Raw genomic sequence first — 12379 nt, 5'->3', positions numbered from 1 at the left:
CCGCCCGCCCCCGCAGGACATGTCGAGGTCACCGGGCGGCTGATGCCCGACGAGACGACCGCCGAGAGCGGCATCAAGGACAAGCGGGGCCTGCCGCCGCGCCAGGTCATGCTGATCAACAGCCGGCAGCGGGCCGCCGCGCTCGACGGCCCTGTCCTCGGCGGCTACATCGAGCTGACCGGGACCGCCCCGGCCCCCCGCGCCAAGGGGCAGCCCGAACTGGTGCCGGAGCCCGACCACGACAGCATCGGCCCGCACATGGCGTACGCGATCCAGTGGTGGCTGTTCGCGGCGGGCGTCCCGGTGGGCTGGGTGGTGCTGGTCCGCCGCGAGCGCAACGACCGTCTGGCCGCGCGGGGGAAGGCGCCGGAGCCCGCCACCCCGGTCCCGGCGGCCTGACCCCCGGTCCCGGTGACGGCGGGCGGCCGACCCGCCCACCCCGGTCGCGTCCTCCGCATGCGCACGGCACGCTACGGGCAGGGGCCCCACGGAAGCGTGGAAGGGCGAGGCGAACACCGTGCCGGGACACATCGAGGACTACGCGCTCATCGGCGATCTCCAGACCGCCGCGCTCGTGGGCAGGGACGGCTCGATCGACTGGCTGTGCCTGCCCCGCTTCGACTCGGCCGCCTGCTTCGCCGCACTGCTCGGCGACGAGGACAACGGCCACTGGCGCCTGGCCCCCGCCGCCGGCGACACCCGCAGCCGCCGCGCGTACCGCGAGGGCACCCTCGTCCTCGACACCTTCTGGGACACCGAGTCCGGCACCGTCAAGGTCACCGACTTCATGCCGCAGCGGGACCGGATGCCCGACCTCGTACGGATCGTCGAAGGCGTCTCGGGCTCGGTGCCGGTGCGCAGCGAGATCCGGCTGCGGTTCGACTACGGCAGCGTCGTCCCCTGGATGCGCCGCTCCGACGGACACCGCATCGCCATCGCGGGGCCGGACGCGGTGTGGCTGCGCAGTGAGCCGGAGGTGCCGACGTACGGCAAGGACTTCTGCACGTACTCCGACTTCACCGTCTCCCAAGGCGAGCGCGTCGCGTTCGTGCTGACCTGGCACCCCTCGCACCAGAAGCGGCCGCGCCGGATCGACCCGTACGCGGCGCTGGCGCAGAGCGTGGCGGACTGGGAGGCCTGGTCGGCCAAGTGCCGCTACCAGGGCCCCTGGCGGGACGCCGTGCTGCGCTCGCTGATCACGCTCAAGGGCCTGACGTACGCGCCGAGCGGCGGCATCGTCGCGGCCGCGAGCACCTCGCTGCCCGAGGAGATCGGCGGCGTCCGGAACTGGGACTACCGCTTCTCCTGGCTGCGCGACGCCTCGCTCACCCTGGGCGTCCTGGTCGCCGGCGGCTATCTGGAGGAGGCCGTGGCCTGGCGGGACTGGCTGCTGCGCGCGGTGGCCGGGGACCCGGCCGACCTGCAGATCATGTACGGGCTCGCGGGCGAGCGGCGGTTGACGGAGTACGAGGTGCCGTGGTTGCCGGGCTACGAGGCCTCGTCCCCGGTCCGGATCGGCAACGCCGCCGTGGACCAGCTCCAACTCGACGTCTACGGCGAGGTGCTGGACTCGTTGTGGATCTCCCGCGAGCACGGGATGGCGCAGGAGGAGCACGCGTGGAACATCCAGCGGACGATGATGGAGTTCCTGGAGTCGCAGTGGCGCGAGCCGGACGAGGGGCTGTGGGAGGTGCGCGGCGAGCGCCGTCACTTCGTGCACTCGAAGGTCATGGCGTGGGTGGCTGCCGACCGCGCGGTACGGACCCTGGAGGAGTGCCCGCGGCTGGGCGGCGACCCGGGGCCGTGGCGGGCCATGCGGGAGACCGTGCACCGCGAGGTCTGCCGCCACGGCTACGACGCGGACCGCAACACCTTCACCCAGTTCTACGGATCGCGGGAGCTGGACGCGGCCACGCTGCTGATCCCCCGGGTCGGCTTCCTCCCGCCCACCGATCCGCGGGTGGTCGGCACGGTCGACGCGGTCCGCCGCGAGCTGGACCACGGCGGCTTCGTGCGCCGCTACACCTTCGACGACAGCAACGTGGACGGGCTGCCGGGGCGCGAAGGGGCCTTCCTCGCCTGCTCGTTCTGGCTCGCGGACGCGCTGTACGCGACCGGGCGCGGCAAGGAGGCCCGCGGCCTGTTCGAGGAGCTGCTGGCGGTGCGCAACGACGTCGGGCTGCTGTCCGAGGAGTGGGACCCGGCCACGCGCCGCCAGCTCGGCAACTTCCCCCAGGCCTTCAGCCACGTGGGGCTGGTGAACACCGCCTTCGCCCTGTCGCACGGCGATGCGCCACCATGAGGGCATGGATCTTGAACTGAAGGACCGGGTCTACGTCGTCACCGGGGCCACCCGCGGCCTCGGCTTCGCCACCGCGCGCCGGCTCGTCGCCGAGGGCGCGAAGGTGGTGGTCAGCGGGCGCGAGGAGGCGGCCGCGCTGGCCGCGGCGGCCGAACTCGGAGAGAACGCGGTCGGCGTCCGCGCCGACAACGCGGACCCCGCCGCGGCCGAGCGCCTCATCGCCACCGCCCGCGCCCGATTCGGCGCCTTCGACGGCGTGCTGATCAGCGTCGGCGGGCCGCCGCCTGGATCGGCCGCCGACAACACCGACGAGCAGTGGCAGGCGGCCTTCGAGTCGGTCTTCCTCGGCGCGGTGCGCCTGGCCCGTACGGCCGCGGCCGAGCTGTCCGAGGGCGGCGTGATCACCTTCGTGCTCTCCGGCTCCGTCCACGAACCGATCCCGGGCCTGACCATCTCCAACGGACTGCGGCCGGGGCTCGCGGGCTTCGCCAAGTCCCTGTCGGTCGAGCTCGGCCCGCGCGGCATCCGCGTCCTCGGCCTCATGCCCGGCCGCATCGACACGGACCGCCTCCGCGAACTGGACTCCCTCTCCGGCGACCCGGAAGCCTCCCGCGCCCGCAACTCCGCCGCGATCCCGCTCCGCCGCTACGGCACCCCGGAAGAGTTCGGCAAGGCAGCCGCCTTCCTCCTCTCCCCGGCGGCGTCCTACGTGACGGGCGTGATGATCCCGGTGGACGGCGGCGCCCGCCGGAGCTTCTGAGGCGGGCAGGGGCGCAACCGGGCCACCGACCGTTGGGCGTTAGCCGTTAGCGTTGCTCGGCCGCTCGCGCTGACCGCGCACGCGCACCCGGCCGATAACCCCGCCCTCCGTCAGGTGACCCGCTCCGCCCCGTGCCGCACCTCGCGAATCCGCACCTCGGCCGGCAGCCGGTCCAACCCGGCCGAGCGGCGCGCGTGCGCCAGCCCCTCGTCCGTGAAGCGCGCCAGCGTCTCCGCGGGCCCCGCGTGCGGCTCCAGTACGAGCCCCACGCGGGCCCTCGGCTGCGTCCGGCGGCGCCCGGACAGCAGCACGTCCGCACCCGCGACCCCGTCCATAGACCGCGCCTGCGCCGCCAGTACGCCCTCCAGCGCGCGCCCGCGCAGCACCGCCCCCTCGCCGTCCCCGCTGTCCACCAGCACCTCCCCCAGGCGCCTGCGCCGCAGCTGCGCGAGCAGCCACCACAGCATCAGCGCCAGCAGCACGCCCAGGACGGCGAAGACGACCGGCCACCACCAGCCCTCGTCCCGCCACCGCGTACGCCCGGCCTCGCTGAGCACCACGTCGTCCGGCCCCGTGAAGGGCCACCAGCCGGGCAGGGCGAAGCCCCACCGCCGCGGCAGGTCGAGCGCGGGCACCAGCACCGCGCCGCCCAGGGCGAGGAGCCCGAGCCCGGCCAGCCCGAGCAGCACCCGGTTCACCGTCCTGAGCATGGGCCCGTCACCTCTTCGGAGGGCGTCGTACGTGCACGGTCAGCGCGAGCGGCCGGGCGACGCCCAACTCCCGCAGCCCTGCCGTCAGGGCCGCGTCCAGGTCGCCGCGTACCTCGTCCAGTCCGCGGAAGTGCGCCAGGGCGCGGGCCTTGACCTTGCGGCGGCCGACGTCGACACGTACCGACTGCACGCCCGCCACTTCCATGGCCCGGTCGCGCAGCACGAGCGCGGCGGCGGAGCGGTGGAGTCCGCCGCGTACGTCGGCTCCGCCCGTGAGCCCGGCGGGGCGCCGCATCGCCAGCAGAGCCCGCAGCCCCGGGGTGAGGGCGAGGGCCAGCAGCCAGAGCCCGATGAGCAGCGCGGCCGCGGCGCCGCCGATCATCCAGGGGTCGTCCAGCGGCCGCCCCGCCAGTTCGCCGGCGATCCGGCGCCGCCAGGTCATCGCCTTCCGCCCGGCCCGCACGGCGGCGACGTCGTAGAGGACCAGGCCGACGCCGGCCGTTGCGAGGGCCGCGAGGATCGCGGCGGGCACCCGCCGCCTCGCCCAGAACCGGCGCGCCTTCTCCTTCGCTCCCCCGCCCTCGTACGCGGCGGCGGACAGCGACTGCTCCATCCCGTCGGAGCCGCCGCGCGGCGCCCGCGCGGCGGTCGGCAGCCGGCCCGTACGGCCCGCCGGCTCCTTCGGATCCGGCGCGTGCTCGCTCATCTGACCCTCACCTCGTCCGCCCGGCGGGTCTGCGCGGAGTGCAGCCGCTCGACGGTCACGGAGACCTGGGGCACGTCCATGCCCGCCAACTCGCGTACCCGCTCCGCGACTTGCCGACGCACGGCGCCGCACTGGGCGCCGACGTCCGAGGGATAGCCGAGCTCGACGGAGATCCGTACGCGCGCCTCACCCAGCGGCGGGAGCGTCCCCCCGTGACGTGGCGACTTCCGCACGGTCACGTTCGCGCGCGGCTGCCGGCGGTTCTCCGGTACGCGGTCGGCCTCGGGGCCGTCGCGCAGCGCCTCCCGGGCGGCCTGCGAGGCGAGCTTGGCCACCACGCGGTCGGCGATCCGGAGCGCGCCGCGCAGACCGGCGGGCACGGCACCCGGTGGCGCCGGGACGGCCTCGCCCGAAGCCTGGACCGACACCGGCGCTCACCGCCGCCGTTCGTCGCGCTCACGGGCCTCGCCGCGGGGCCGGAAGAAGTCCCCGGCCTCCCACTCGCCCTCGACCATCCGCCCGACGACGAACCCGATGGCGCCCAGCACCGCCACCACCACGAAGGCGCCGAACCCGCCGAAATACCCGGCGAAGCCCAGCGCCATACCGGCGATCATGCAGATCACGGCCGTGTTCATCTTGCGCTCCTCTGGCTTCCTGAAGGCTACGGGCTTCCGCCGGCTACGGGATGGAGCTGCCGGAACCTCTCCGAAGGGATCACTGGAGACGCGGTTCCTCTTCCTCGTCCTCCTCGTCCGGCAGCTTCACATCACTCACCGCGATATTGACCTCGACGACCTCGAGGCCGGTCATCCGCTCGACCGAGGCGATCACGTTCTCCCGTACATCCCGCGCCACATCCATGATGGAGACGCCGTAGTCGACGACGATCTCCAGGTCGAGAGCCGTCTGAACCTCGCCGACCTCGGCGGTGACGCCCCGGGTCACCGACTTGCCGACGGGCACCCGGTCCCGGACGGCGCCGAAGGTGCGGGCGAGGCCACTGCCCATCGCGTGCACGCCGACCACGTCGCGGGCCGCGAGCGCGGCGATCTTCGCGACGACCCCGTCGGCGACGGTGGTGCGCCCGCGCGAGGCCGGGTCTCCGCCGCCGCGTTTCTGGAGCCTCCTGGGCGGCTCGCCCGTGGACTCAGATGATTCGGGCCGGTTCCACGGTGCGGTGTCGGACATGGCCGGTCGTCCCTTCCTCCGAGGAGTTCTGCGGGGGTTCCGCGGGTCCTGCGGGAGTTCTGCGAGCGTCGATACGAGAGGCGGCGTTTCACTCCATTTCCCACATTAAGTGTGAATGGGCGGTGCCGCTTCGGGGATGCGGCAGCGGTGGGACGGCAGGCTGGACGGATGGTGCGGAGCGTGGATCGCGGATCGCGGATCGGGGACGGGATGACACCGATGGCCGCTGACGGATGGGCCGGAACGGTGCGCCGGCAACTCGGGCTGGGCAGGCTGCTGCCGCTCGGCGGCCCGGACGACGGCGCCTGGATCACCGAGCGCGCGGCGAGCGGCGCGCTGCGGGCCGCGGCGGCCGGGGTCGAGGGCGTACGGCTGGACCGGCTGCGGCTGGCCCTGGCCGATCCCGGCTCGGCGCCCGCGCCGACCGTCCCGCCGCCGGTGAGCGCCCTGCCGCCGGGGCCGGTCCGGATCGAGGCGGAGTGCGCGGCGCGGGCGCTGTCGCCGCTGCCGGAGACGGCCCGGCGGCTGCGGGAGGCGCTGCTGGGGGCGGCGGAGCGCGGACTCGGGCTGGACGCGGCGGGGGCCGACGTCCGGATCGTCGCGCTGCTGGAGGGCGAGCCTGCACCGCCTCCGGAGGGCACGGAGGCCGGTCAGCCCTTGGAGACCCCGCAGCCGGAGCCCCGGCGGGAGCGCGGCTCCGAGGAGTACGCCCCGGTGGCCGCCGCGGTGCTCGCGGTGCCGGGGGTGACGCGGTTCGCGCCGATGCTGGGCGGACTGGCCCGCGCGGTCCGGGTCCAGGGGGTCGAACGGGTCCACGTCGAGGTGCAGTTGGCGGTCGCGACGAGCCACCGGGCGGTGGAGGTGGCCCGGGCCGTACGCGCCGCCGTGGCCGCCGCGATGGCGGCCGACACCCCGGAGCCGGTGACGGTCGCCGTCGTGGTGACGGCCGTGGAGACGCCGTAAGCCGCCATCAGCCGTCAGCCGCGAGCCGCATCCCGGCGGCGGATGCCGACCAGCCGGTGCTCCCCTCCGCCGGCTAGTCGGCGATCCCCGCCAGATCCCGCAACCGCCGCGCCTGCGCCGCCCGTTCCGCCGCGAGCTGCTCCTCGTACGTACGGGTGTGGGCCTCGCGCAGCAGGGCCTTGGTCTCGATGAGGGCGTCCCGGGGGGCCGCGAGGAGGGCGGCGGTCAAATCCCGTACGGTGGCGTCGAGTTCGGCGGCCGGGACGGCCAGGTTGGCCAGCCCGAGGCGCTCGGCCTCCGCCGCGTGGACGAAGCGCCCGGTGGCACAGATCTCCAGAGCCCGGGCATAGCCGACGAGGGCGGTCAGCGGGTGGGTTCCGGTGAGGTCGGGGACCAGGCCGAGGCTGGTCTCGCGCATGGCGAACTGGACGTCGTCCGCGCACACGCGCAGGTCGCAGGCGAGCGCCAGCTGGAAGCCGGCGCCGATCGCATGGCCCTGGACCGCGGCGATGGAGACGAGGTCGGTCCGCCGCCACCAGGTGAAGGCCTGCTGGTACTCGGCGATGGCCACGTCCAGTTCGGCGTCGGAGCCGCGCGCGAGATCGAGGAAGGACGGCTCGCCGTCGAAGCCCTCGGGCGTGAACGCCTGCCGGTCGAGCCCGGCCGAGAAGGACTTGCCCTCACCGCGCAGCACGGCGACCCGTACGCTGCCGGGCAGCAGCCGCCCCGCCTCGGTCAACGCCCGCCACAGGGCGGGCGATTGGGCATTGCGCTTCGCGGGGTTGGTGAGCGTGACGGTGGCGACGACCGCCTCGTCATCGACGGTGAGCCGTACGCCGTCCTGGTCGAGCAGGGTCATGGGGCGCCTCCGGATAGGCCGCAGTCGGACCGCCGACGGCCGCGCGAAGGGGCGTAGGCAGGGTCGTAAGCCATGGCGTACGACGTCTACGTCATCCGCAGGGTCGAGTGGCAAGGTTGACTGCACAGTAACCACCCGGGCGACCGCTCGATCGACCGGGTGGCACTGCCCAATCCTGCCGGGGGTGCCTCGCCTGGACGGTCAGGACGCGGGGGCCTTCTTGCCCCGCGTGGCTCCGCCGCGACCACGGAGGGTCACCCCGGACTCGCTCAGCATCCGGTGAACGAACCCATACGAGCGGCCGGTTTCCTCGGCCAGCGCCCGGATGCTCGCACCGGAGTCGTACTTCTTCTTCAGGTCAGCCGCGAGCTTTTCGCGCGCGGAGCCGGTCACCCGGCTGCCCTTCTTCAGAGTCTCGGCCACCCGTGCCTCCTCATGGGAAGTGCGCTCTGGACTCTCATGATCACCCCTCGGGGGCTTCCTGGCCACCCATTCGACAAGGTCCGTGCGACATCCTTTTCCGGCCAGATCGCGACCAGCGCTTTTAGAATGGCCGATTCCGTACGGCCCGTCGACCGTCACTGTGCGCTTACGGCAGCGAAGAGCCAGGTCAGCGCCGCGGACGGCGACGGGACCCGGCGAATGCATGGGGTGACCATGGACAGCCGGGTTCTTGACGGCGGCGCGCCGGTGTACGAGGCGAACTCACTCAGATGACGGATCACGCATCGGCCGAATGATCCAGAAGAAGTGGATCAGGCGAGGGCCACGAGATCCGCATAGTCCTGGCCCCACAGGTCCTCGACCCCGTCGGGCAGCAGGATGATCCGCTCCGGCTGGAGCGCGTCCACCGCGCCCTCGTCGTGCGTCACCAGGACGACGGCCCCGGCGTACGTGCGCAGCGCGCCGAGGATCTCCTCGCGGCTCGCGGGGTCGAGGTTGTTGGTGGGCTCGTCGAGGAGGAGCACGTTCGCGGAGGAGACCACGAGGGTCGCGAGCGCCAGCCGGGTCTTCTCGCCACCGGAGAGCACCGCGGCCGGCTTGTCGACGTCGTCGCCGGAGAAGAGGAACGAGCCGAGCGTCTTGCGGATCTCGACCAGGTCCATGTCGGGGGCGGCCGACCGCATGTTCTCCAGCACCGTGCGGTCCGGGTCCAGGGTCTCGTGCTCCTGGGCGTAGTAGCCCAGCTTGAGGCCGTGGCCGGGACTCACCGCGCCGGTGTCGGGCTGCTCGACCCCGGCGAGGAGCCGCAGCAGGGTCGTCTTTCCGGCACCGTTGAGGCCCAGGATGACGACGCGGGAGCCCTTGTCGATGGCCAGGTCGACATCGGTGAAGATCTCGAGCGAGCCGTAGGACTTGGACAGGCCCTCGGCGGTGAGCGGGGTCCTGCCGCAGGGCGCCGGCTCGGGGAAGCGCAGCTTGGCGACCTTGTCGGACCGGCGGACCTCCTCGAGGCCCGAGAGCAGCTTCTCGGCGCGGCGGGCCATGTTCTGGGCGGCCACGGTCTTGGTGGCCTTGGCCCGCATCTTGTCCGCCTGGGAGTTGAGGGCCGCGGCCTTCTTCTCGGCGTTGGCACGCTCGCGCTTGCGGCGCTTCTCGTCGGCCTCGCGCTGGAGCTGGTACTGCTTCCAGCCCATGTTGTAGATGTCGATCTGGGAGCGGTTGGCGTCCAGGTAGAAGACCTTGTTGACGACCGTCTCGACCAGGTTGATGTCGTGGGAGATCACCACGAAGCCGCCGCGGTAGGTCTTGAGGAAGTCCCGCAGCCAGACGATCGAGTCGGCGTCGAGGTGGTTCGTCGGCTCGTCCAGCAGCAGGGTGTCGGCGTCCGAGAAGAGGATCCGGGCCAGCTCGACGCGGCGGCGCTGGCCGCCGGAGAGAGTGTGCAGCGGCTGGCCGAGAACCCGGTCGGGCAGGTTGAGGCTGGCGGCGATGGTCGCGGCCTCGGCCTCGGCCGCGTACCCGCCCTTGGTCAGGAACTCGGTCTCCAGACGCTCGTACTTCTTCATCGCGCGCTCGCGGGTCTGGCCCTGGCCGGTGGACATCCGCTGCTCGTTCTCGCGCATCCTGCGCAGCACGGTGTCGAGGCCGCGGGCGGAGAGGATGCGGTCGCGGGCGAGGACGTCGAGGTCACCGGTGCGGGGGTCCTGCGGGAGGTAGCCGACCTCGCCGGTGCGGGTGATGGCGCCGGCGGCCGGGATGCCCTCACCGGCCAGGCACTTGGTGAGCGTGGTCTTGCCCGCGCCGTTGCGGCCGACGAGGCCGACGCGGTCGCCCTTGGCGATGCGGAACGAGGCGGACTCGATGAGGATGCGGGCGCCGGCGCGCAGCTCAAGGCCGGTGGCGGTGATCACGGAAAGACTCCAGGGCAGCGGAAGAGGGCGTCGGGCGGGGGTGAGGCGGCGGACGCCGTCTATTGCGCAAGGAGAATTGCCATAGGGCGAAGTCTAGCGGGGGTGTGCAACTTCGTTTCCCGGCGAGCTCCTCTCCGCGCGCGGGGGGCGCGGGGGGCCTCCGGCGCCGCGCGGGAGGCCTCTGGCGACCCGCCTGAGCCCCTGGTGGGGGGCTGGATGGGGCCTCGGTGGAGCGTCACCGAGAGGACGAAGTGTGACATTTAACCCATACTCGAGGACATGCAGTTCGACGACGACGCGGGGCTCGACACCTCGCAGGTCCAGGACGTGCGGGGCAGCCGCCTCCCAGGGGGCCGGGCCACCATGGGCGGCGGCCTCGTCGGGATCGTCGCGCTCATCCTCGGGTTGCTCTTCGGTGTCGGCCCCGATCAGCTGGGGCTGACCGACCAGGGCACAGGCGCCGCACCGGGGCCCACGACGGCGGCCGAGCTGGGGCAGCAGTGCAAGACCGGGCAGGACGCCAACAGCCGCGAGGACTGCCGGATCGTCGGCGTGATCAACAGCGTCCAGTCCTACTGGCAGCAGGAGTTCCGCAAGCGCGGCGGGGAGTACACGCCGGTGCCGACCGTCTTCTTCCAGGGGCAGGTCAACACCGCCTGCGGAACGGCGACTTCCGCCGTCGGCCCGTTCTACTGCCCCGGCGACAAGAAGGTCTACCTCGACCTCGGCTTCTTCGACGACCTGCGCACCAAGTTCGGCTCCACCGGCGGCCCGTTCGCGGAGGCCTACGTGGTGGCGCACGAGTACGGGCACCACGTACAGGACCTGGTCGGCACCCTGGGCCGGTCCCAGGACGGGCAGCAGGGCGCGGGCAGCAACTCGGTGCGCACGGAGCTGCAGGCGGACTGCTTCGCGGGAGTGTGGGCACGGCACGCGACGACCACGCCCCAGCAGTCGACCGGTCAGCCGCTGATCAGCAACATCACCGAGGACGACATCCGGGACGGGCTCGACGCGGCCGCGGCGGTGGGCGACGACCGTATCCAGGAGCGGTTCCAGGGACGCGTCACACCGGAGACCTGGACCCACGGCTCGTCGGCACAGCGGCAGCAGTGGTTCAACACCGGTTTCTCGACGGGTGACATGGAGCGCTGCGACACGTTCCGCTGAGGCGTTCTGCCGATCGCGTTCTACCGAGGCGTTCCGCTGACTCCTTCCGATGAGGCTTTCCGATGAGGCCGAGCTTTCGTTGAGGCCTTCTGTTGAGGCCTCCTTCTGTTGAGGCCGAGCTTTCGCTGAGGTCGGGCTTCCGTCGAAGCCGGGCGAGCCCCCCGGAGAAGACCCCGGATTGGAGAACGTCATGGTGGACAGGGACACGGACGCCGGAGGCGGCACGGCGCGGCCGACCGTCTACCCGACCCTGCTGTACAGGGACGCCCAGGCGGCCATCAGGTTGCTGACGGAGGCGTTCGGGTTCACGGCCGACGCCGTCTACACCGCGGAGGGCGATGTCATCGCGCACGCCGAACTCTCCTACGGCAACGGCACGGTGATGATCGGCTCCAAGGGGCGCGAGGGGTTCTTCGACCAGGCCATGAGGAACGCCGGGCCGACCGGGATCTACGTCGTCGTGGACGACGTGGACGCCCACCACCGCAAGGCGGCCGCCCACGGAGTGGAGATCCTGATGCCGCCGACGAACCAGGACTACGGCTCGCGGGACTACACGGCGCGGGATGCGGAGGGGAACGTGTGGAGCTTCGGCACGTATGCCCCCGCGGGGAGCGCCACAGCGTAGGCGCCCGGCCTGTCCTGCCTAGGCCTCTCCTGTGTGGACCTGGAAGGCCGCCCTCCGGACCGCCTTGGCCAGGGCCGGGTCGGGGTGCGCCGCGGCCAGGGCAACGAGGACCTGGACGGTACGCGGGTGGCCCACGGCCCGTACCTCGTGGAGCAGCGCGGGGACCGTGCCCTGGACGGCCGTGTCGAGATGGCGTACGAGGAGCGGGGCCTCACCGTGGTCGGCGACAGCCGCCGCGGTGTCGACCCACAGCCAGGTGGCCTCCTCGCGGGTGAGCACCGCGAGGGTCTCGTCGGGGTCGCCGCCCTCGTGCTCGGCCAGCCACAGCAGGGCGTACGGGCGCAGGCAGGAGTCCGCCACGACGGACCGCACGGCGGTCTCGGCCGGGGCGCCGACGACGCGCAGCGCCTCGAAGGCCAGGCCGCGCAGCAGGGCGTCGTCGCCGCGGGCGGCGTCGAGGAGCTCGGTGACGGCGCTGCCGACGGGGCGGGCGGCGAGCCAGGCACGGTACTCGTCCCGGGCCGGGCCGGGGGTGAGGCGGGCGCAGCCGCGCAGCATGTCCTCGGCGGAGCGCTCGATGTTGCCCGCGGGGCTCTGGGCCGCGACGCAGATCTGCTCCAGCTTGACCCACACCGCCCAGTTCCCGAGCGGGGACAGAGTGGCGTGCCGGTCCTCGCCGTCCGCGGCTCTCTCTATGGCCTCTCCCCCGCCATCTATGGCCTCTCCGCCACCGAGG

The 12379-nt window shown here is 73.0% G+C and carries 14 protein-coding genes and 1 pseudogene; 6 read left to right on the top strand and 9 right to left on the bottom strand.

The annotated features are described in order from the left end of the window. From AOK16_RS10755 to AOK16_RS10745, 3 genes are all read left to right on the top strand, one after another. Positions 1–399, top strand: a 399-nt coding sequence (locus AOK16_RS10755) for an SURF1 family cytochrome oxidase biogenesis protein (RefSeq protein WP_276202491.1), incomplete at its 5' end; no start/stop codon positions are given. A gap of 118 nt (positions 400–517) precedes the next feature. After that, a complete protein-coding gene (locus AOK16_RS10750; RefSeq protein ID WP_055472023.1) occupies positions 518–2302 on the top strand; it encodes a glycoside hydrolase family 15 protein in 1785 nt (594 codons plus the stop codon). Between the two features lie 4 nt (positions 2303–2306). Beyond that, the gene (locus AOK16_RS10745; protein WP_055472022.1) at positions 2307–3062 is read left to right on the top strand and encodes an SDR family oxidoreductase; all 756 of its coding nucleotides are present in this window, start codon (positions 2307–2309) and stop codon (positions 3060–3062) included. Positions 3063–3172: 110 nt separating this feature from the next. Here the strand turns inward: AOK16_RS10745 and amaP are convergent, their stop codons facing one another. The 5 genes from amaP to AOK16_RS10720 all read right to left on the bottom strand — a co-directional run bounded on the left by amaP (position 3173) and on the right by AOK16_RS10720 (position 5669). Further along, positions 3173–3772: an alkaline shock response membrane anchor protein AmaP gene (gene amaP, locus AOK16_RS10740; RefSeq protein ID WP_055472021.1), complete on the bottom strand. Its 600-nt coding sequence runs from the start codon at positions 3770–3772 to the stop codon at positions 3173–3175. Between the two features lie 7 nt (positions 3773–3779). Beyond that, complete coding sequence (locus AOK16_RS10735) at positions 3780–4478, bottom strand: DUF6286 domain-containing protein (protein WP_055472020.1); 699 nt, start codon at positions 4476–4478, stop codon at positions 3780–3782. Continuing rightward, complete coding sequence (locus AOK16_RS10730; RefSeq protein WP_240483512.1) at positions 4475–4906, bottom strand: Asp23/Gls24 family envelope stress response protein; 432 nt, start codon at positions 4904–4906, stop codon at positions 4475–4477. The genes AOK16_RS10735 and AOK16_RS10730 overlap by 4 nt, the downstream gene beginning before the upstream one ends. Before the next feature lie 6 nt (positions 4907–4912). Beyond that, positions 4913–5116 (bottom strand): hypothetical protein, encoded by a 204-nt coding sequence (locus AOK16_RS10725; protein WP_055472019.1) that lies wholly within the window; start codon positions 5114–5116, stop codon positions 4913–4915. Between the two features lie 79 nt (positions 5117–5195). After that, positions 5196–5669 carry an Asp23/Gls24 family envelope stress response protein gene (locus AOK16_RS10720; protein WP_055472018.1) on the bottom strand — a complete coding sequence of 158 codons (474 nt, stop codon included), beginning with the start codon at positions 5667–5669 and terminating at the stop codon, positions 5196–5198. 219 nt (positions 5670–5888) lie between these two features. On the opposite strand from AOK16_RS10720, the gene AOK16_RS10715 reads away from it, so the two are divergent. Beyond that, on the top strand, positions 5889–6632 hold the full coding sequence (locus tag AOK16_RS10715; protein ID WP_055472017.1) for a hypothetical protein: 744 nt from the start codon (positions 5889–5891) through the stop codon (positions 6630–6632). Positions 6633–6705: 73 nt separating this feature from the next. Here the strand turns inward: AOK16_RS10715 and AOK16_RS10710 are convergent, their stop codons facing one another. The 3 genes from AOK16_RS10710 to abc-f form a co-directional block, all read right to left on the bottom strand. Continuing rightward, on the bottom strand, positions 6706–7491 hold the full coding sequence (locus AOK16_RS10710; protein WP_055472016.1) for an enoyl-CoA hydratase/isomerase family protein: 786 nt from the start codon (positions 7489–7491) through the stop codon (positions 6706–6708). A 201-nt stretch (positions 7492–7692) separates the two neighbouring features. Continuing rightward, positions 7693–7914 (bottom strand): helix-turn-helix domain-containing protein, encoded by a 222-nt coding sequence (locus AOK16_RS10705; protein WP_055472015.1) that lies wholly within the window; start codon positions 7912–7914, stop codon positions 7693–7695. A 332-nt stretch (positions 7915–8246) separates the two neighbouring features. After that, positions 8247–9845, bottom strand: coding sequence for a ribosomal protection-like ABC-F family protein (abc-f, locus tag AOK16_RS10700; RefSeq protein WP_055472014.1), 1599 nt, complete (start codon positions 9843–9845; stop codon positions 8247–8249). 279 nt (positions 9846–10124) lie between these two features. Here abc-f and ypfJ point away from each other — a divergent pair, with 279 nt between their 5' ends. Further along, a complete protein-coding gene (ypfJ, locus tag AOK16_RS10695) occupies positions 10125–11015 on the top strand; it encodes a KPN_02809 family neutral zinc metallopeptidase (RefSeq protein ID WP_055472013.1) in 891 nt (296 codons plus the stop codon). A 190-nt stretch (positions 11016–11205) separates the two neighbouring features. Next, complete coding sequence (locus AOK16_RS10690; RefSeq protein WP_055472024.1) at positions 11206–11643, top strand: VOC family protein; 438 nt, start codon at positions 11206–11208, stop codon at positions 11641–11643. Between the two features lie 18 nt (positions 11644–11661). Here the strand turns inward: AOK16_RS10690 and AOK16_RS10685 are convergent. Continuing rightward, a pseudogene (locus AOK16_RS10685) lies at positions 11662–12379 on the bottom strand (hypothetical protein); the annotation flags it as partial.

It is taken from the genome of Streptomyces pathocidini, from assembly GCF_001418495.1.
Taxonomy (GTDB): Bacteria; Actinomycetota; Actinomycetes; order Streptomycetales; family Streptomycetaceae; genus Streptomyces; species Streptomyces pathocidini.
Note: the sequence above shows the minus strand (reverse complement) of the source record. Positions and strands in the feature narration are given on the sequence as shown.

Excerpts from the sequence above, each read along its gene's own strand:
- AOK16_RS10745 (WP_055472022.1), top strand. The coding sequence starts at position 2,307 with ATGGATCTTGAACTGAAGGACCGGGTCTACGTCGTCACCGGGGCCACC.
- amaP (WP_055472021.1), bottom strand. The coding sequence starts at position 3,772 with ATGCTCAGGACGGTGAACCGGGTGCTGCTCGGGCTGGCCGGGCTCGGG.
- AOK16_RS10735 (WP_055472020.1), bottom strand. The coding sequence starts at position 4,478 with ATGAGCGAGCACGCGCCGGATCCGAAGGAGCCGGCGGGCCGTACGGGC.
- AOK16_RS10725 (WP_055472019.1), bottom strand. The coding sequence starts at position 5,116 with ATGAACACGGCCGTGATCTGCATGATCGCCGGTATGGCGCTGGGCTTC.
- AOK16_RS10720 (WP_055472018.1), bottom strand. The coding sequence starts at position 5,669 with ATGTCCGACACCGCACCGTGGAACCGGCCCGAATCATCTGAGTCCACG.
- AOK16_RS10715 (WP_055472017.1), top strand. The coding sequence starts at position 5,889 with ATGGCCGCTGACGGATGGGCCGGAACGGTGCGCCGGCAACTCGGGCTG.
- AOK16_RS10710 (WP_055472016.1), bottom strand. The coding sequence starts at position 7,491 with ATGACCCTGCTCGACCAGGACGGCGTACGGCTCACCGTCGATGACGAG.
- ypfJ (WP_055472013.1), top strand. The coding sequence starts at position 10,125 with ATGCAGTTCGACGACGACGCGGGGCTCGACACCTCGCAGGTCCAGGAC.
- AOK16_RS10690 (WP_055472024.1), top strand. The coding sequence starts at position 11,206 with ATGGTGGACAGGGACACGGACGCCGGAGGCGGCACGGCGCGGCCGACC.